An 18,451-nucleotide genomic window follows, 5' to 3' on the forward strand; every position below is an offset into this window, starting at 1 on the left:
TCAACCCGAGGAGTGATTCCATGAGTTTCAAGAAGAATGTGGCTGCGGCCGCCGTCATGTGCGCCCTGGGCGCACTCAGCATGGCTGCCGGCGCGCAGACCATCCGCGTTGCGAACCAGGGGGACGCCCTGTCGCTCGACCCGCACTCGCTCAACGAGTCGCTGCAACTGAGCACCACCGCCAACGTGTATGAAACCCTGGTCGGGCGCAACAAGGACCTGAGCGTCGCGCCGTTGCTGGCCACCAGCTGGAAGCAGACCTCGCCCACCGTGTGGCGCTTCGAACTGCGCAAGAACGTGCAGTTTCATGACGGCACGCCGTTCAACGCCGACGACGTGATCTTCAGCTTCGCGCGCGCCTCGGGCGACGGCTCGGACATGAAGTCGAACACCACCGACATCAAGGAAGTCCGCAAGGTCGACCCGTACACCATCGAGATCGAGACCAAGGGCCCGTTCCCGATCCTGCCCGACGTCATCACGCAGCTCATGATCATGAGCAAGAAGTGGTGCGAAGAGAACAAGGCCGTCACGCCCGTGGACCGCCGCAAGGGCATCGAGAACACCGCCTCGTTCAAGGCCAACGGCACCGGCCCGTACCGTGTGCGCGAACGCCAGCCGAACGTGCGCACGGTGTTCACGCGCAACCCGACCTACTGGGGCAAGATCGAAGGCAACGCGCAGGAAGTCATCTTCACCCCGATCGCCAACCCGGCCACCCGCGTGGCCGCGCTCATCTCCGGCGAAGTCGACGTGATGGAGCCGGTGCCGGTTCAGGACATCGCGCGCGTCAACGCCAGCCCGACGGCCCGCGTCATCTCCGGCCCCGAACTGCGCACCATCTTCCTGGGCATGGACCAGAAGCGCGACGAGCTGCTCTACTCGAGCGTGAAGGGCAAGAACCCGTTCAAGGACAAGCGCGTGCGCCAGGCCTTCTACCAGGCCATCGACATCGTCGGCATCCAGCGCACCGTGATGCGCGGCGCCTCGCGCCCGACCGGCCTGATGGTCGGCCCCGGCATCAACGGCTGGACCGAAGCGCAGGACAAGCGCCTTCCGCTGGATGTCGAAGGCGCCAAGAAGCTGCTGGCAGACGCCGGCTACCCCAACGGCTTCGAGGTGTCGCTGAACTGCCCGAACGACCGCTACGTGAACGACGGCCAGATCTGCCAGAGCGTGGCCTCCAACCTCGCGAAGATCGGCGTGAAGATCAACCTCGTGGCCGAGACCAAGGGCACGTACTTCCCCAAGGTGCTGCGCCGCGACACCAGCTTCTACATGCTGGGCTGGACCCCGACCACCTACGACTCGCACAACGCGCTGACCGCGCTGATGGCCTGCCCCGACGACAAGACCGGCGCCGGCCAGTTCAACCTGGGCGCGTACTGCAACCCGAAGGTCGACGAGCTGACCAAGAAGATCCAGTCCGAAACCGACAAGCCCAAGCGCGACGCGATGATCAAGGAAGCCTTCGACCTGCACACCGCCGACATCGGCCACCTGCCGCTGCACCAGCAGACGCTGGCGTGGGGTGTCAGCAAGAAGGTGTCGCTCACGCAGATGGCCGACAACTACATGCCGTTCAAGTGGATGAGCATCAAGCCGTGATCCCCAGGGCCGCTCTCTGAGCGGCCCGACCATGGGCCCGCTTCTTGCGGGCCCATTCCTTTTGGCCCCACGATGAAAAAAACACTAGCCCGTTGGCTCGACAGCGATGTCGGCTACAGCTTCCGCACTTCGCCGGTGGCGATTGCAGCGGCGCTCATTGCGCTGGTCTGCGTCATCTGCGCGTTGTTCGCCGGATGGGTTTCCCCGCACAACCCCTTCGACCTTGCCGTGCTCGAACTCGGCGACGCACGGCTGCCGCCGGCGTGGACCGCCGAAGGCTCCTCCAAGTACCTGCTCGGCACCGACGACCAGGGCCGCGACATTCTCTCGGCCGTCATCTACGGCGCACGCATCTCGCTGATCGTCGGCCTGGTGTCGGTGGCGCTGTCGCTCGTGGTGGGCGTGGTGCTCGGCCTGCTGGCCGGCTTCTTCGGCGGGTGGCTCGACTCTTTCCTCATGCGCGTGTGCGACGTGATGCTGTCGTTCCCGCCCATCCTGGTGGCGCTGCTCATCTCGGGCGTCGGCCGCGCGCTCTTTCCCGGCGCGCACGAGTCGCTGGCGTTCGGCGTGCTGATCATTTCCATTTCGCTGACCGGCTGGGTCCAGTACGCGCGCACGGTGCGCGGCTCCACGCTGGTGGAGCGCAACAAGGAATACGTGCAGGCCGCGCGCGTCACCGGCGTGGCGCCCGTGCGCATCATGCTGCGCCACGTGCTGCCCAATGTGATGGGGCCGGTGATGGTGCTGGCCACGATCCAGGTGGCCACGGCCATCATCACCGAGGCCACGCTGTCGTTCCTGGGCGTGGGCGTGCCGCCGACCTCGCCCTCGCTGGGCACGCTCATCAGCATCGGCAACCAGTACCTGTTCTCGGGTGAATGGTGGATCACGGTGTTTCCGGGCCTGATGCTGGTGCTGATCGCACTCAGCGTGAACCTGCTGGGCGACTGGCTGCGCGACGCGCTCAACCCGCGCTTGCGCTGAACACAAGGACAACGCCACCATGACGCTGCTCCAGGTCAAAGACCTCGTCGTCGAATTTCCGCACCGCCGCGGCACGCTGCGTGCCATCGACCGCATTTCCTTCGACATCGCACCCGGGGAAATCCTGGGTGTGGTGGGTGAGTCGGGCGCGGGCAAGTCGCTCACGGGCGCGGCCATCATCGGCCTGCTCGAGCCGCCCGGGCGCGTGGCCGGCGGGGAGATCCTGCTCGAAGGCCAGCGCATCGACAACCTCGGTTTCGATGCCATGCGGCCCATTCGCGGGCGCAAGATCGGCGCGATCTTCCAGGACCCGCTCACTTCGCTGAACCCGCTCTACAGCGTGGGCCGGCAACTGGTCGAGACGATCCGCGCCCACTTGCCCGTGACCGAGTCCGAAGCGCGCAAGCGCGCCATCGGCCTGCTGCAGGACACCGGCATTCCCGCCGCCGAACAGCGCATTGACCACTTTCCGCACCAGTTCTCCGGCGGCATGCGCCAGCGCGTGGTGATTGCGCTGGCACTCGCCGCGGAGCCCAAGCTCATCGTGGCCGACGAGCCGACCACCGCGCTCGACGTGTCGATCCAGGCGCAGATCATTCAGCTGCTCAAGCGCATCTGCAAGGAGCGCGGCGCGGCGGTGATGCTCATCACGCACGACATGGGCGTGATCGCCGAGACCTGCGACCGCGTGGCCGTGATGTATGCCGGCCGCATCGCCGAGATCGGCCCGGTGCACGAGGTGATCCACCAGCCCTCGCACCCCTACACCTCGGGCCTGATGGCCTCGATTCCGGACATGACGAGCGACCGCGAACGGCTCAACCAGATCGACGGCGCCATGCCGCGGCTCAACGCCATTCCCACCGGCTGTGCCTACAACCCGCGCTGCCCGCGCACCTTTGCACGCTGCCTGACCGAGCGGCCCGAGCTCATGCATGCCGGCGCCACGCGCGCGGCCTGCTGGCTGCACGACGGCGCCGACCCGCATGCGGGGCAGGCCGAGATCGCCGCGAAGCACCATGACGCCCTGGCAGGCGGCGAACGCGCCGCGCCCGAGGCGTCCGAACCCCTCGTGGAGGTGACGCGATGAGCGCCGTGACCGAACCCGTCATCGCCACGACCGCGGCCGTCACCGGTGAACCGCTCGTGGTCGCGCACGATCTCGCGCGCACCTTCGACGTGTCCCCGCCCTGGCTCAACCGCGTGCTCGAACGCAAGCCGCGCGTGCTGCTGCATGCGGTGGACGGCGTGAGCTTTTCCATCGAGCGCGGCAAGACGCTGGCGCTGGTGGGCGAATCGGGCTGCGGCAAGAGCACTGTGGCGCGCCTGCTGGTGGGCCTGTACGCGCCCACGCGCGGCGGCCTGCAGTTCGACGGCCAGGACGCGCATGCCGCGTTCAAGACGCCCGAGGGCCGCAAGCTGCGCCGCCGCATCCAGATGATCTTCCAGGACCCGTACGCGAGCCTGAACCCGCGCTGGATCGTGGAGGACATCATCGGCGAGCCGCTGCGCGAGCACGACATCCTGAGCGACAAGGCTGCGCTGCGCGAGCGCGTGGGCGAACTGCTGAAGTCGGTCGGCCTCTCGCCGCTGGACATGAGCAAGTACCCGCACCAGTTCTCCGGCGGCCAGCGCCAGCGCATTTCCATTGCGCGCGCGCTCGCCACGCAGCCCGAGTTCCTGGTGTGCGACGAGCCCACCTCGGCGCTCGACGTGAGCGTGCAGGCGCAGGTGCTCAACATCATGAAGGACCTGCAGCGCGAGCAGGGCCTGACGTATCTTTTCATCTCGCACAACCTTGCGGTGGTGCGGCACGTGGCCGACCAGGTCGGCGTGATGTACCTCGGCCGGCTGGTCGAAGTGGCTGACAAGCAGGCGCTGTTTGCGGCGCCCCAGCATCCGTACACGCGCATGCTGCTCGACGCCATTCCGCAGATGAAGCACACCGGCCGCCAGCGCACGCCGGTGCAGGGCGAGGTGCCCAACCCGCTGAACCCGCCCACGGGCTGCGCCTTTCATCCGCGCTGCCCGCACGCCAATGCGCGCTGCTCGGCCGAGCGGCCGAAGTTGCTGAGCATCAAGGGCGTGCAGGTGGCCTGCCATGCGGCCGAGGAAGGGCGCATCTAGGTTGAAGCTTCCATAGGTTGTTGCGTGCGCTGGCCGGACGCTGGCCTCTTTCGAAAAGTGTGCGCAAAGGCACCGCCTTGCGCACAGAACTGCTGCAGAGTGCCGCCATGCCAATGACGACGACGCTTGCACACTCCGAACTGGGCCGCCGCGGCTTCCTGATGGGCTCCGCCCTGGGCGCGACCGCGGTGCTCGCTTCCCTGGCCTGCAGCGTGCAGGCCGCTGGCGCGCCTTCGCGGCGCATGCCGGTCGTGTTCATCGGCCACGGCACGCCCATGAACGCCATCGCCGACAACGCCTTCACGCGCCGGCTGTCGGCATGGGGCAGGGAGCTGCCGCGGCCCTCGGCCATCCTCAGCGTGTCGGCGCACTGGCTCAGCCGCGGCGCCACCGGTGTCGGCGTGCAGGCGAACCCGAAGACGATCCACGATTTCGGCGGCTTCCCGCAGGCGCTGTTCGATGTTCAGTACCCCGCGCCGGGCCATCCCGCGCTGGCCCGCGAAACCGTCGGCGTGGTGAAGCAGTCGGCCGTGATCGCCACCGACCAGTGGGGCCTCGACCATGGCACGTGGTCGGTGCTGAAGCACCTTTATCCCAAGGCCGACGTGCCCGTGTTCCAGCTCAGCATCGACTACGACAAGCCGGCCGCCTTCCACTACGCCGTGGGGCGCGACCTGGCTGCCTTGCGCGACAGGGGTGTGCTCGTGATGGGCAGCGGCAACGTGGTGCACAACCTGCGCGCCACGGACCGCGGCACGCCCGACGGGCCGAGCGCGAGCCGGCCGTGGGCGCAGGCTTTCGACGATGCGGTGAAGTCGGCGCTGGCGGGGCGCGACGACCGCGCGCTGGTCGACTACGAGAAGCTGGCGGGGGCGTCCACCGCCGTGGCAATGCCCGACCACTACTACCCCTTTCTCTACACCCTCGGCGCCGCCGGCATCGGCGAGCGTGCGAAGACGGTCTACGAGGGATTCCAGTCGGGCACGCTCAGCATGCGGTGCCTGCAGTTCGGCTGAGGCTGACCGCGCGGCCGCAAGGGCGGGTTACTGCTCCTCGCCCCAGGCGAACCCGTCGCGCGCAATCATCGCGCTCGATGCGCTCGGGCCCCAGGTGCCGGCCGCATAGGGGCGCGGACCGCCATCCGATGCCCAGCTGTCGATCAGAGGCTCGACCCAGCGCCACGCCTCTTCCTGCTCGTCGCTGCGCACGAACAGGTTGAGGCGCCCGTCGATCACGTCGAGCAGCAGGCGCTCGTAGGCGCCCACGCGTTCGGAGCCGAAGCGCTTGTCGAAGTCCAGGTCGAGCTGCACCGGCGCCAGTTGCGTGGCGGCGCTGTTCGCTCCGCTGCTGCGCTGGCGGTTGTCCTGCGCCTGCGCGAGCATGTGCAGTTCCAGCCCGTCCTTGGGCTGCAGGTTGATCACCAGCTTGTTGACGTTGCCGGCCGGCGCGCGGTAGATGGCGTGCGGCGTGGGCCTGAAGTTGACCTCGATGCGTGCGTCGCGCGAGCCCAGGCGCTTGCCGGTGCGGATGTAGAAGGGCACGCCGGCCCAGCGCCAGTTGGCGATTTCGGTGCGCAGCGCCACGAAGGTCTCGGTGCGGCTGTCGGGCGGCACGCCGGGTTCGTCGCGGTAGCCCTGCACCCGCTCGCCGTAGGCCGTGCCGGCGGTGTACTGGCCGCGCACCGCATGCAGGTTCAGGCTCTCGGGGGTCCAGGGCTTCAGCGCGCGCAGCACCTTGAGCTTCTCGTCGCGGATGGCGTCTGCATGCGCGTTGATCGGCGGCTCCATGGCCACGGCGCACAGCAGCTGCAGCGCGTGGTTCTGCACCATGTCGCGCAGCGCGCCGGTCTGGTCGTAGAAGGCGCCGCGCTTTTCCACGCCCAGGTCTTCCGCGATGGTGATCTGGATGTTGGCGATGTGCTCGCGCCGCCAGATGGGCTCGAACAGCGCATTGCCGAAGCGCATGGCGAACAGGTTCTGCACCGAGGGCTTGCCGAGGTAGTGGTCGATGCGAAAGACCTGCTTTTCCTCGAGCACCTTGCTCACCGCCGCATTGATGGCGCGGTTCGACGCAAGGTCGTGGCCCAGCGGCTTTTCGAGCACGATGCGCGTGCTCGGCCCGTTCAGGCCCGCCGCGGCAATCTGCTCGACCACCTGCGTGAAAAGCGCGGGCGCGGTCGCCACGTACATCACCACCGTGTCGGCATTGCGCTGCTTGAGCAGCTCGGCCAGCCGCGCATAGTCGTCGGGCTTGGACAGGTCCATGCGCAGGTAGTGCAGCATCGACGCGAACTTCTTGAACTCTTCGGGTGACGGGCGCTTGGAACCCTCGACCGCGCTGAAGCGCGACTGGATGAGTTCGCGGTACTGGTCGTCGGAGTGATCGTCCCGCGCCACGCCGATGATGCGGCCGTCCTGCGGAAGGCTGCCGTGCCGGAATGCCTGGAACAGCGCGGGCATCAGCTTGCGCCATGCGAGGTCACCGGTACCGCCGAACAGAACGAGATCGAAGCTCATGAAAAAACTTTCCTTTGTCTGGATGCCGAGCAGGCCGCAGGCCTGGGGGTGCAGTCGCGATGGTACTTGTACCGATTTTCGAAACCTGTACTAAAGCTATGCTGCCACGTGGCCGCAAGGCCTTTTTTTGTTGAAGAGGCGGAGATTCCCAATGAAGAGCAAGATTTTTACCGCAGCCGCGCTGCTGGGCCTGTCGGCCGCGGCCTCGGCCCAGACCGTGAACGTGATCTGTTCGGTGCAGGCCGAATGGTGCAACGTGATCTCCACCGTCTATGCACGCACCACGGGCGTCCGCATCAACATGGCGCTCAAGGGCTCCGGCGAGGCGCTGGCCCAGTTGATCGCCGAGAAGGACAACCCCAAGACCGACGTCTGGTTCGGCGGCACCGGCGACCCGCACCTGCAGGCGGCCGAGCAGGGCCTCACGCTCGAATACAAGTCGCCCACCCTGTCGCAGCTGCACCCCTGGGCGCAGCAGCAGGCCAAGCAGTCGGGCTACAAGACGGTCGGCATCTACTCGGGCCCGCTGGGCTTCGGCTACAACCCCGAGCTGCTCGCCAAGAAGAAGCTGCCCGTGCCCAAGGCCTGGGCCGACCTGCTCAAGCCCGAATACAAGGGCGACATCCAGGTGGCCAACCCCGCATCGAGCGGCACGGCCTACACCATGATTGCCACGCTCGTGCAGATGATGGGCGAGGACAAGGCCTTCGACTATTTGAAGGCGCTGCACAAGAACGTGGGCCAGTACACCCGCTCGGGCACCGGCCCCATCAAGGCGGTGGCGCGCGGCGAAACCGCGATCTCCATCAGCTTCGTGCACGACGGCCCGGGCGAGAAGATGCAGGGCTTCCCCGTCGAGACCATCACGCCGAGCGACGGCACGGGCGCCGAGATCGGCTCCATGAGCATCATCAAGGGCGCGCGCAACCTCGACGCCGCCAAGAAGTTCTACGAATGGGCGCTCACGCCCGGCGCGCAGGAACTGGGCGCCGCCAACAAGCAGTTCCAGCTGCCGAGCAACGTGAACGCCAAGCTCGATCCGCGCATTCCGGACTTCAAGACGATCAAGTTCATCAACTACGACTACGCCAAGTACGGCGCCAGCGCCGAGCGCCGCCGCCTGATCGCGCGCTGGGAAAAAGACGTCAACTCGCTGCCCCGCTAAGTGGACGCGCGTTCCATCGACGGTGCGCCGGCCAACCCGGCGTCCCTGGCGGCGGCCCGGCGCTCGCAGCGCTGGATCTGGGCATGGGTGGCGCTGGGCTTCGCGGCCTACCTGCTGCTGCCCTGGTACGCGATCCAGGACGCCACCTGGTACGAGGCCGTTCCGCAGGTCTTCGGCCAGGCGGAGGGCGCCAACGGCCTGATGCAGGCGGCCACGCAGGGGCGCGTCTGGCTGTTCATCGGGCTGGTGGGGCTGGCGTTGTGCGCCGTGGGTGCATGGCGGCCGGCCGGCAAGGCGCAAGGGCGCTGGCTGCTGGCCGGTGGCGCGATCGGCTTCATCGGGCTGGCCGTTGCGGGCTTCACCATCGGGGCCAAGGGCTGGAGCTTCGCGGCACTCACTACGCAGTTCGGCGAGCTGGCCATCAACCAGTTCGGCATCGGCGCGGGCGGCTTCGTGGCGCTCACCGCCCTGGTGCTGCTGGCGGCCTTCGGCATGGCGCGGCTGGGCCTGTTCAAGGGCGACCTGTTCGTGTCCGCCGCCGTCATCGGCTGCGGCGTGCTGATGGCGCTGTTCATCGCCTACCCGGTGAGCAAGGCGCTGGCCGGCGCGTTCTTCAATGAAGACGGGCAATGGTCGATCACCGCCTTCGTCGCGCGTGTGTTCACCGAGCGCATCTGGGGCGTGGGTTGCCTTGCCGGCGGCGTGCGCTGCGGCGTGGCATGGAACACGCTGGTGCTGGCGCTGCTCACGGCCGCCGGCACCACCTTCCTCGGCACCCTGATGGCGCTGATGGCCGAGCGCGGCAGCAAGCGCGGGCAGGGTGCGTTGCGGGTGCTGGCGCTGCTGCCGATCATCACGCCACCCTTCGTGGTGGGCCTGGGGCTGATCCTGCTGTTCGGCCGTGCCGGCATCGTCAACCAGGTGCTCGAGAGCGTGTTCGGCATCGAGCCCACGCGCTGGTTCTACGGCATGCCGGGCGTGCTGGTGGCGCAGCTGTTCGCCTTCACGCCCATCGCGTTCATGATCATGCGCGGCGTGGTGCAGGGCATTGCGCCCAGCCTGGAGGAGGCCGCGCAGATGCTGCGCGCCGACCGGCGCCGCACCTTCTTCACCATCACGTTGCCGCTGCTCAAGCCCGGGCTGGCCAACGCCTTCCTGGTCGGCTTCATCGAGAGCATTGCCGACTTCGGCAACCCGGTGGTGGTGGGCGGGCAGTTCTCGGTGCTGTCGACCGACATCTTCTTCGCCATCGTCGGCGCGCAGTACGACCAGGGCCGCGCGGCCTCGCTGGCCTGGGTGCTCACGCTGTTCGCGCTCGGCGTGTTCGCGCTGCAGCGCGGCCTGCTGGGCAAGCAGAACTACACCACCGTGAGCGGCAAGGGGGACGCCGGCATCGCGATGGCGCTGCCCGACGGCGTGCGCCGCACCATCTACTGCGTGGCGCTGCCGTGGATCGCCTTCACCGCCGTGGTCTACCTGTTCGCCTTCGCGGGCGGCTTCGTGCAGACCTGGGGGCGCGACTACACCTTCACGCTGAACCACTTCAAGAGCGCCTTCGCGCTCGAGTGGGGCCAGTTCGGGCTGGTGTGGGCCGGCACCGCATGGAACTCGCTGATCACCACGCTCAAGCTCGCGGGCATCTCGGCGCCCATCACCGCGGCGCTGGGCCTGCTGATCGCGTGGCTGCTGGCGCGCAACGAGTTCAAGGGGCAAGGCTTCTTCGAGTTCGGCGCGCTGCTGGCGTTTGCGATTCCGGGCACGGTGCTGGGTGTGAGCTACATCCTGGCCTTCAACGTGCCGCCCTTCGAGCTCACGGGCACCGGGCTGATCATCGTGCTGTGCTTCATGTTCCGCAACCTGCCGGTGGGCGTGCGGGCCGGCACAGCGGCCTTCAAGCAGCTGGACCGCTCGCTCGACGAGGCCTCGCTGATGCTGCGTGCATCGACCTCGCAGACGCTCTTCAAGGTGGTGCTGCCGCTCTTGAAGCCCGCGCTGGTGGCTGCGCTGGTCTACAGCTTCGTGCGCGCCATGACGACGGTGAGCGCGGTGATCTTCCTGGTCACGGCCGAGAACGAGCTGGCCACCACCTACATCATCGGGCGCGTGGGCAACGGCGACTACGGCATTGCGCTGGCGTACTGCACGGTGCTCATGATCCTGATGTCGCTGGCGATTGCGCTGGTGCAGTTCGTGGTGGGGGAGCGCAAGCTGGGGCGGCGAGGGGCCACGCCGCAGCATCAAGGACATCACAAAATGGAAGGCCTGGCATGAACGGCATCGAATTTCGCAACGTCACCAAGCGCTACGGCACCGACAAGAACGCGCCGCTGGCCGTCAAGGGCATCAGCTTCGAGGTGCCCGTGGGCACGCTCACCACCATCCTCGGCCCCTCGGGCTGCGGCAAGACGACCACGCTGCGCATGATCGCGGGGCTCGAATCCCCCACCTCGGGCTCGATCTTCATGGGCGGGCGCGACGTCACCACGCTCGGCCCCGCCGAGCGCAACGTCAGCATGATGTTCCAGAGCTACGCGCTGTTCCCGCACATGAACGTGATCGAGAACGTGAGCTACGGCCTGCGCATGAGCAGCGTGAAGAAGGACGAGGCCACCGCGCGCGCCCGCGAGGCGTTGCGCGGCGTGGGCTTGGTCGGCTTCGACGAGCGGCTGCCCAGCGAGCTGTCGGGCGGGCAGCAGCAGCGCGTGGCCCTGGCGCGCGCGCTGGTGCTGGAGCCGGCGGTGCTGCTGTTCGACGAGCCGCTGTCCAATCTTGACGCGCGGCTGCGGCGCGAAATGCGGGAAGAAATCCGCATGCTGCAGCAGCGGCTGAAGCTCACGGTGGCCTATGTCACGCACGACCAGAGCGAGGCGCTGGCCGTGAGCGACCAGATCATCGTGATGGACCACGGCGTGATCGCCCAGCGCGGCACGCCGGAGCAGCTCTATGGGAGGCCCGAGAGCGAGTTCGTCGCCGGCTTCATGGGCGAGGCGATGGTGTTTCCCGCCACGGCCCAGGCCGACGGCAGCGTGGTGCTGGGCCCGCTGCGGCTGCAGCCGCGCTATGCGGTGTCCCCCGGCACGGTGAAGGTCGCGGTGCGTCCGGAGGCCTGGCAGATCGGTGCGATCGACGGCTTGCCGGCCACGCTGCGCAAGGCGGCGTACCTCGGCAGCTTCTACGAATACGGCTTCGACACCACCCTTGGGCCGGTCTTCGTGGTGTCGGCCGACCTGGCCCGTCCGCTGGCGGCCGGCGCGCAGACGACGCTGTCCCTCGGAGCCCATGGCGTGAGCGTGGTGCCGGGCGCATGAAACAATGGCGCCATGAACGTGGTTTTCGATCTGGGTGCCGTGCTGTTCGCATGGGAGCCCACCCGCCTGGTACAGACCCATCTCCCGCAATACGCGCCCACTGAGGCCGCCGCGGCCGCGTTGGGGCGTGCGCTGTTCCATCACGACGACTGGACCAGCTTCGACTGCGGCACCCGCACGCTGGACGACGCCATCGCCCGCATGGCTGCCCGCCTGTCGTTGCCGACCGCACCGCTGCACGCGATGCTCCAAGGGCTGGGCGAACGGCTGGAGCCCATCGGCGTCACGGTCGAGATGCTCGAGCAGCTGATCGGCCACAGGGAGGCGGGCCAGCCGCTGCGGCTGTACTACCTGTCGAACATGCCCGCGCCGTATGCCCGAGCCATCGAGCGCCGGCACGCGTTCATGCGCCGATTCGACGGTGGGGTGTTCTCGGGAGACGTCAAGTTTCTCAAGCCCGAGCGCGAGATCTACGAGGTGCTGGCCATGCGCCATGGCCTCGACCCTGAAGAAACGGTGTTCATCGACGATTCGGCCGCCAACGTCGAGATGGCGCGCGCCTTCGGCTGGCACGCCATCCATTGCACCGCGCCGGCCATGCTGCCGTCGCAGCTGCAGCGTTACCTGCCGGTCAACACGACCTTGTCGGTGTCGAACCCCAGGCTGCGGGCGTAGTCCAGCTCGGCTTCGAGCACGGCGGCGTCCAGGCGCGGCGCGCGCGACAGCACCCACAGGTACTCGCGGTTGGGCGTGCCGACCAGCGAGACCTGGTAGTCGCGGTCCAGCTTCAGGATCCAGTAGTCGCCCCACACCAGCGGCAGCCAGCTGAGCCATGAAGGGGCGAAGCGCACCTCCAGACGGCCCGCCCCGGGCTGGCCCGCCACCGGCACCACGCGGGCGGAGCCGATGGCTTCGTCGAAATTGCCGTCCTGCCGCACGCAGCGGTTCAGCACCTGCACGGTGCCATCGGGTTGCGGCGTGTACTCGGCCGTGACCGGGCCGGCACATTGCTTCTGGAACCGGTTGGGCAGGCGGGCCTGCTCGTGCCAGATGCCGGCATAGCGCTGCAGGTCGACCGGCGCAACCACCTGCAGCGGCGCCCTCATCAGCGGCGCGCCGTCGGCTGGGCCCGCGGGCTGGGCGCGCGCGGTGCGAGCCGCGCCCAGCGCCAGCCAGGTGGCCACGCCGCCCACGACGAAGGCCGTGGCCATGACACCGATCGCATGGCTGGTGCGGCGGTCGTCGAAAGGCCGGGCGACGGGCGCGGCGGGGCGAGGGCGTTGGGTCATGGGGGGCACTCCTGAAGGGGATGAAAACGTTCGGCTTGCTCCGAAGGGTAGCCCCAGGGTGGGGCACCTGGCCGTCAGTCACGGACCACAGCCGATGTAGGGCCGGGAGGCTGGAAACGACGCACGGTGCAAGCCGCAGGCCCGCGTACAACCCCACAGGCATCAGGCTGATGGAGCCGCGCGAAAACCCGTGCTACGGTGCGCATGAAAACATCGGCCGACGCGCAACTGCGTGCAGGACTTGTCACCACCCGCACAGGATAATGATTTCATGAACCAACTCGATGCCCTCCGCCAGTGGACCACCGTCGTCGCAGACACCGGTGACTTCAAGCAGCTCAGCGTTTCCAAGCCGCAGGATGCGACCACCAACCCGTCGCTCATCCTCAAGGCCGTGCAGAAGCCCGAATACCGGCCCTTGCTGGACCAGACCGTGAAGAAGCACGCCGGCAAGCCGCTGGACGAGGTCATCGACCGCCTGCTGGTCAACTTCGGCACCGAAATCCTTCAGATCATTCCGGGCCGCGTGTCCACCGAAGTCGACGCCCGCCTGTCCTTCGACACGCCCGCCACCATCGCCCGCGGCGAGCGCATCGTGGCGCTCTACAAGGCCGAAGGCATCGACACCGAGAAGCGCCTGCTCATCAAGGTGGCCTCCACCTGGGAAGGCATCGAGGCCGCGCGCGAACTGCAAAAGCGCGGCATCCGCACCAACCTCACGCTGCTGTTCTCCTTCGCGCAGGCCGTGGCCTGCGGCGCCGCCGGCGTGCAGCTCATTTCGCCCTTCGTGGGCCGCATCTACGACTGGTACAAGAAGTCGGCCGGCGCCAAGTGGGACGAGGCCGCCAACGCGGGTGCCAACGACCCCGGCGTGAAGTCGGTGCGTGAAATCTTCAACTACTACAAGCAGCACGGCATCAAGACCGAGGTCATGGGCGCGAGCTTTCGCAATGTGGGCCAGATCCAGGCGCTGGCCGGCTGCGACCTGCTGACCATCAGCCCCGAGCTGCTGGCCGAGCTGGCCGCAAGCAACGAGCCGCTCGAACACGCGCTCGACGCCAAGGCTGCAACCCAGGGCGATGCGAAGAAGGTGAGCTACGACGAGGCGGGCTTCCGCTTCGCGCTCAACGAAGACGCCATGGCCACGGAAAAGCTCGCCGAAGGCATTCGCGCCTTCGCGGCCGACGCCGTGAAGCTCGAGAAGCTCATGCAGGAAAGCGGCAAGTAAACATGGCCATGACCCAACGCTGCGATCGCGCGCCGGCCTGGGCGCAGCTGCAATCCAGTTTCGACATCGCCGGGCGCCAGTTCGACGTGCGCCACGCCTTCGTCGACGACGCCGGCCGCTTCGCGCGCTTCAGCCAGGAGGCGCCTTATGTCTTCGCCGACCTGTCGAAGAACCTGATCGACGCGCGCACCGAAGAGCTGCTGCTCACGCTGGCGCGCGAATGCGGCCTCGAGGCGCACCGCGACGCCATGTTCACGGGCGAGCACATCAACAACACCGAAGACCGCGCCGTGCTGCACACGCTGCTGCGTGCGCCGGCCGATGCGCCGACCGGCCCCAAGACAGCGAACGAGCTGCGCGAGGTGCACGCCACGCTCGACGCCATGCTGGCCTATGCCGAGAAGGTGCGCGGCGACCACACCATCACCGACGTGGTCAACATCGGCATCGGCGGCTCCGACCTCGGCCCGCAGATGGCGGTGCTGGCGCTGGCCGAGTTCGCCGCACCGGGCAAGCGCTTTCATTTCGTCTCGAACGTCGACGGGCATGAGCTGGCCGGCGTGCTGAAGGGCCTGGCACCGGAGCACACGCTGTTCCTCATTGCCTCGAAGACCTTCACAACGACCGAGACGATGACCAACGCGCTCTCGGCCAAGCGCTGGTACGAGCAATCGGGTGGCACCGACGTCGCGGGCCACTTCGCCGCGCTCACCACCAACGTCGAGGCCGCGAAGAAGTTCGGCATCGACACCACCTTCGGCTTCTGGGACTGGGTGGGCGGGCGCTATTCGCTGTGGTCGGCCATCGGCCTGCCGATCGCGCTGGCCATCGGCCCCGAGGGCTTTCGCCGGCTGCTGGCCGGTGCGCATGCGATGGACGAGCACTTCCGTACCGCACCGCTCGCACAGAACCTGCCGGTGCGCCTGGGCCTGCTCGACGTCTGGTACCGCAACTTCCACAAGTTCACGAGCCGCGGCATCGCGCCCTACCACAGCGCCCTGAAGCGCCTGCCGGCCTACCTGCAGCAGCTGGAGATGGAAAGCAACGGCAAGCAGGTCGACGCGAGCGGCAAGCCGGTGGCCTTCGGCACGTCGCCTGTGCTGTGGGGCGAGCCCGGCACCAACGGCCAGCATGCGTACTTCCAGATGCTGCACCAGGGCACCGACGTGATTCCGCTCGAATTCGTGGCGGTGCGCGACGCGGCCCACGAACTCGAAGGCCACCACCCCAAGCTGCTGGCCAATGCGCTCGCACAGGCGCAGGCCTTGATGGTGGGCAAGCTCGACGAAGGCGGCCACAAGAACTTTCCGGGCAACCGGCCGAGCATCTTCTTCGTGTTCGAGAAGCTCACGCCCGAATCGCTGGGTGCCTTCCTCGCGATGTACGAGCACCGCGTGTTCACCAGCGGTGCGCTGTGGGGCATCAACAGCTTCGACCAGTGGGGCGTGGAGCTGGGCAAGGTGCTCGCGAAAGACATCGAGCCGCGGTTGGCTTCGGGCGATGTCACGGGGCTTGATGCGTCGACGGCGGGGTTGCTGCGGCGTCTGAGTTCGCGGTAGCGATTTGCAGCGGGCGCCGACGCCGGCGCGCCGCGCAGAAGCCGCGTGAGCGACACGGCCTGACCGCGCCGCAGTGCGCGGCTTCTGCAAATTACTTCTCACTCTTTTCGGCTTTGTTCGGCGATGGAGGCCGGGCGACCATTGTTTGCAATGGTGCAGCGCACGCACCCCTGAGACTTCTTGAACGATCACTCGTCAAGGTCTGTGCGTGCCTTCCTCCATCTTCACCAGCTCACGAACCATCTCTGTCGGCAGCGTTGCAATGCCCAGCCTGCTGGGCAACCCGGCGCTGGAATTCAAGTCGCTCGACGGCCACGAGGCGTTGGGCGAACTCTTCGAATACACCGTCCGGCTGCAGACGCCCGACAGCCCGGCACTCACCGAGTACGTCACGGCCAATGTTCCGGTCAAGCAACTCATCGGCAAGGAGTTCGGTGTCTGCATCGAGCTCGACGGCAAGGGCTTCGGTGTAGCGGCCCGAACGGGGGCGGGCACGCGCGAGATCAACGGCCTCGTCACGAGCGCGCGGTTCCTGCGATCCGAAGACCGGCGAGGCATCTACGAAATCGTTCTGCGCCCATGGCTGATCCTGGCCACCCACACCAGCGACTACAGGATCTTCCAGAACAGGACGCCGTTGGAGATCATCGAAGAGGTGCTGGCCGACTACAGCTTTCCCACTGAAAAGCGCGTCACCCATCGCTACCCGCAGCGCGTGTTCCAGGTGCAGTACGGCGAGACGGACTTCGAGTTCATCACGCGGCTGATGCAGGAGTTCGGCATCTGCTATTTCTTCGAGCACAAGGATGCTGCTCACCGGCTGGTGCTGGTGGACGACGCAGGCGCACACAAGGCTTTCGAGAGCGAGGCCTACCGGATCATCAGCTACTACCCGCCAGGGCACCAGGTCGACGAAGAGCACTGCAACGAGTTCTGCAGCAGCGAGAACCTCGAATCGGGCCAATGGGTCACCGACGACTTCGACTTCACCCGGCCGCGTGCCCGGCTTCGGCAGATCTCCAAGATGCCGCGCAACACGGGCAACAACGCCTGTGAGTTGTACAAGTGGCCGGGTGACTACAGCGATCCCGAAGAAGGCCGCGACCTGGCGCGCACGCGCATGGAAGCGACCGGCGGCCCCGGCAGCCGGGGCCGCGGAAGCGGGAACCTGCGTGCGGTCGTCACGGGATGCACCTTCTCTCTGATCAACTACCCGCAGGATGTGGCAAACCTCGAGTACTTGGTCATCGCCAGCACCTTGCGCCTGCACGAAAGCGCGCATGCCAGCGGCGAGGACGGCTACGTGTGCTACGCCGACTTCGAGGTCCAACCCGCCCACAAGATCTTTCGCTCACCGCAGACGCAACCCAAGCCGAGCACCGCCGGGCCGCAGACGGCCATCGTCACGGGCCCGAGCGGCCAGGACATCTGGACCGACGAATACGGCCGCATCAAGGTCAGCTTCCACTGGAATCGCTACTGCACGAAGGACGAAAATTCTTCCTGCTGGATACGTGTGGCCTCCTCTTGGGCCGGCACCAACTTCGGCGCCATGCATGTGCCGCGCATCGGCCAGGAGGTGATCGTCGACTTCGAGAACGGGGACCCTGATCGCCCCATCGTCACCGGGCGCGTCTACAACCGGTTGAACATGCCGCCCAGGCAACTGCCCGGGCAAAAGCACCTCTCGGGTTTTCGCAGCCGTGAACTGAGTGCCGATGGACAAGGCCAGAGTGCCCGCGGCAACCATCTCGAACTGGACGACCATCCCGGCAAGATCCAGGCGCAGCTCAAGAGCGACCACCTGAGCAGCAGCTTGAGCCTGGGACACATCGGGCGCATCGACGACTCGACCGGCCGCAAGGACGACCGGGGCCAGGGTGTCGAACTGCGCACCGACGGCCACGGCGCCATCCGCGCCGCCCAGGGCTTGCTGGTCACCACGCAAGCCCGGCCCAACGCGCAGGCGCACATCACCGACATGGGGGAGACCCTCGTCAGGCTCACGCAGGCGCGCGATCTGCACGAGGGAATGAGCGAGCTGGCGCAGCAGGCCAAGGCGCACGAAGCGGGCGATCAGGATGCCGTCACGAAGGTCCTGAAGGAACACAACGACGCGGTCAAGGGCAAGCGCGGCGGCACTGCGCAAGGGCAGTTCCCGGAACTCGATGAACCCCACCTGGTGCTTGCCAGCCCGGCAGGCATTCACAGCACCGCCGGGACGACGACGCACATTGCAAGCGTCGGGCACAACGCGTTGACAAGCGGCGGGCATACCAGCGTCAGTGCGGGCAAGGGCTTTCTGGTGAGCGTGAAGGATGCGATGCGCCTGTTTGCCTGGAAGGCCATTCGCCTTACGGCCGCCACCGCAGGCATCGACATCGTGGCGCTGCAGAACAGCATCAAGCTCATGGCCAAGCTCGACATCAAGCTGGAGGCCCACAGGATCAGCATCACCGCCAAGGAAGAGATCCTGATCAACGGGGGGAGCAGCTACACCCGGTGGGACGCCTCGGGCATCGTGCATGGCACCACTGGGGTGTGGCGCGAGCACGCGGCCACGCACAGCTTTGCGGGGCCCGACAGCTTGCCGGTGGCCGTTACTTCCTTCGACGTGCCCCAGGTATTGCCGAAGACAAACGGCAAGTTTCCCTTCTCTCTCTGAGCT

14 protein-coding genes are annotated in these 18,451 nt (G+C 67.2%); 12 read left to right on the top strand and 2 right to left on the bottom strand.

Annotated features, from left to right (window positions below; translation table 11 throughout):
• Window positions 1–20 precede the first annotated feature (20 nt).
• The 5 genes from ACSFBM_RS00955 (at window position 21) to ygiD (ending at window position 5,734) form a co-directional block, all read left to right on the top strand.
• Entirely contained in the window at window positions 21–1,607 is a 1,587-nt protein-coding gene (locus tag ACSFBM_RS00955; RefSeq protein WP_435441668.1) for an ABC transporter substrate-binding protein, read from the top strand.
• 72 nt (window positions 1,608–1,679) lie between these two features.
• Window positions 1,680–2,591 carry an ABC transporter permease gene (locus tag ACSFBM_RS00960; protein ID WP_435441669.1) on the top strand — a complete coding sequence of 304 codons (912 nt, stop codon included), beginning with the start codon at window positions 1,680–1,682 and terminating at the stop codon, window positions 2,589–2,591.
• Window positions 2,592–2,610: 19 nt separating this feature from the next.
• Complete coding sequence (locus ACSFBM_RS00965; protein WP_435482725.1) at window positions 2,611–3,681, top strand: ABC transporter ATP-binding protein; 1,071 nt, start codon at window positions 2,611–2,613, stop codon at window positions 3,679–3,681.
• Window positions 3,678–4,718 carry an ABC transporter ATP-binding protein gene (locus ACSFBM_RS00970; protein ID WP_435482726.1) on the top strand — a complete coding sequence of 347 codons (1,041 nt, stop codon included), beginning with the start codon at window positions 3,678–3,680 and terminating at the stop codon, window positions 4,716–4,718. The genes ACSFBM_RS00965 and ACSFBM_RS00970 overlap by 4 nt, the downstream gene beginning before the upstream one ends.
• 107 nt (window positions 4,719–4,825) lie before the next feature.
• Complete coding sequence (gene ygiD / locus ACSFBM_RS00975) at window positions 4,826–5,734, top strand: 4,5-DOPA-extradiol-dioxygenase (protein WP_435482727.1); 909 nt, start codon at window positions 4,826–4,828, stop codon at window positions 5,732–5,734.
• Window positions 5,735–5,761: 27 nt separating this feature from the next.
• On the opposite strand, the gene zwf is transcribed toward ygiD, so the two are convergent.
• Window positions 5,762–7,234 (bottom strand): glucose-6-phosphate dehydrogenase, encoded by a 1,473-nt coding sequence (zwf, locus tag ACSFBM_RS00980; protein ID WP_435482728.1) that lies wholly within the window; start codon window positions 7,232–7,234, stop codon window positions 5,762–5,764.
• A gap of 151 nt (window positions 7,235–7,385) precedes the next feature.
• Between zwf and ACSFBM_RS00985 the strand changes: the two genes are divergently transcribed.
• Genes ACSFBM_RS00985 through ACSFBM_RS01000 form a run of 4 tightly spaced genes read left to right on the top strand, consistent with a single transcriptional unit; the run spans window position 7,386 to window position 12,382 of the window.
• On the top strand, window positions 7,386–8,399 hold the full coding sequence (locus ACSFBM_RS00985) for an ABC transporter substrate-binding protein (RefSeq protein WP_435482729.1): 1,014 nt from the start codon (window positions 7,386–7,388) through the stop codon (window positions 8,397–8,399).
• Window positions 8,400–10,670 carry an ABC transporter permease gene (locus ACSFBM_RS00990; protein ID WP_435482730.1) on the top strand — a complete coding sequence of 757 codons (2,271 nt, stop codon included), beginning with the start codon at window positions 8,400–8,402 and terminating at the stop codon, window positions 10,668–10,670. It begins immediately after the preceding gene.
• A complete protein-coding gene (locus ACSFBM_RS00995) occupies window positions 10,667–11,707 on the top strand; it encodes an ABC transporter ATP-binding protein (RefSeq protein ID WP_435482731.1) in 1,041 nt (346 codons plus the stop codon). Before ACSFBM_RS00990 ends, ACSFBM_RS00995 begins: the two co-directional genes overlap by 4 nt.
• 12 nt (window positions 11,708–11,719) lie before the next feature.
• Window positions 11,720–12,382 carry an HAD family hydrolase gene (locus ACSFBM_RS01000; protein WP_435482732.1) on the top strand — a complete coding sequence of 221 codons (663 nt, stop codon included), beginning with the start codon at window positions 11,720–11,722 and terminating at the stop codon, window positions 12,380–12,382.
• Here the strand turns inward: ACSFBM_RS01000 and ACSFBM_RS01005 are convergent.
• On the bottom strand, window positions 12,328–12,996 hold the full coding sequence (locus ACSFBM_RS01005; protein WP_435482733.1) for a lipocalin family protein: 669 nt from the start codon (window positions 12,994–12,996) through the stop codon (window positions 12,328–12,330). The genes ACSFBM_RS01000 and ACSFBM_RS01005 overlap by 55 nt on opposite strands.
• 271 nt (window positions 12,997–13,267) lie before the next feature.
• Here ACSFBM_RS01005 and tal point away from each other — a divergent pair, with 271 nt between their 5' ends.
• The 3 genes from tal (at window position 13,268) to ACSFBM_RS01020 (ending at window position 18,448) form a co-directional block, all read left to right on the top strand.
• A complete protein-coding gene (gene tal / locus ACSFBM_RS01010) occupies window positions 13,268–14,224 on the top strand; it encodes a transaldolase (protein ID WP_435482734.1) in 957 nt (318 codons plus the stop codon).
• 2 nt (window positions 14,225–14,226) lie between these two features.
• Window positions 14,227–15,783, top strand: a complete 1,557-nt coding sequence (gene pgi / locus ACSFBM_RS01015) for a glucose-6-phosphate isomerase (protein WP_435482735.1) — start codon at window positions 14,227–14,229, stop codon at window positions 15,781–15,783.
• A gap of 208 nt (window positions 15,784–15,991) precedes the next feature.
• A complete protein-coding gene (locus ACSFBM_RS01020) occupies window positions 15,992–18,448 on the top strand; it encodes a type VI secretion system Vgr family protein (RefSeq protein ID WP_435482736.1) in 2,457 nt (818 codons plus the stop codon).
• Window positions 18,449–18,451 lie beyond the last annotated feature (3 nt).

The sequence above is a fragment of the Variovorax pasteuri genome (assembly GCF_051216435.1).
In the GTDB taxonomy this organism is placed as follows: Bacteria; Pseudomonadota; Gammaproteobacteria; order Burkholderiales; family Burkholderiaceae_C; genus Variovorax.

Bases quoted from the DNA above. Each gene is read 5' to 3' on its own strand.
- ACSFBM_RS00955 (WP_435441668.1), top strand. From the start codon at position 21: ATGAGTTTCAAGAAGAATGTGGCTGCGGCCGCCGTCATGTGCGCCCTG.
- ACSFBM_RS00960 (WP_435441669.1), top strand. From the start codon at position 1,680: ATGAAAAAAACACTAGCCCGTTGGCTCGACAGCGATGTCGGCTACAGC.
- ACSFBM_RS00965 (WP_435482725.1), top strand. From the start codon at position 2,611: ATGACGCTGCTCCAGGTCAAAGACCTCGTCGTCGAATTTCCGCACCGC.
- ACSFBM_RS00970 (WP_435482726.1), top strand. From the start codon at position 3,678: ATGAGCGCCGTGACCGAACCCGTCATCGCCACGACCGCGGCCGTCACC.
- ygiD (WP_435482727.1), top strand. From the start codon at position 4,826: ATGCCAATGACGACGACGCTTGCACACTCCGAACTGGGCCGCCGCGGC.
- zwf (WP_435482728.1), bottom strand. From the start codon at position 7,234: ATGAGCTTCGATCTCGTTCTGTTCGGCGGTACCGGTGACCTCGCATGG.
- ACSFBM_RS00985 (WP_435482729.1), top strand. From the start codon at position 7,386: ATGAAGAGCAAGATTTTTACCGCAGCCGCGCTGCTGGGCCTGTCGGCC.
- ACSFBM_RS00995 (WP_435482731.1), top strand. From the start codon at position 10,667: ATGAACGGCATCGAATTTCGCAACGTCACCAAGCGCTACGGCACCGAC.
- ACSFBM_RS01000 (WP_435482732.1), top strand. From the start codon at position 11,720: ATGAACGTGGTTTTCGATCTGGGTGCCGTGCTGTTCGCATGGGAGCCC.
- ACSFBM_RS01005 (WP_435482733.1), bottom strand. From the start codon at position 12,996: ATGACCCAACGCCCTCGCCCCGCCGCGCCCGTCGCCCGGCCTTTCGAC.
- tal (WP_435482734.1), top strand. From the start codon at position 13,268: ATGAACCAACTCGATGCCCTCCGCCAGTGGACCACCGTCGTCGCAGAC.
- pgi (WP_435482735.1), top strand. From the start codon at position 14,227: ATGGCCATGACCCAACGCTGCGATCGCGCGCCGGCCTGGGCGCAGCTG.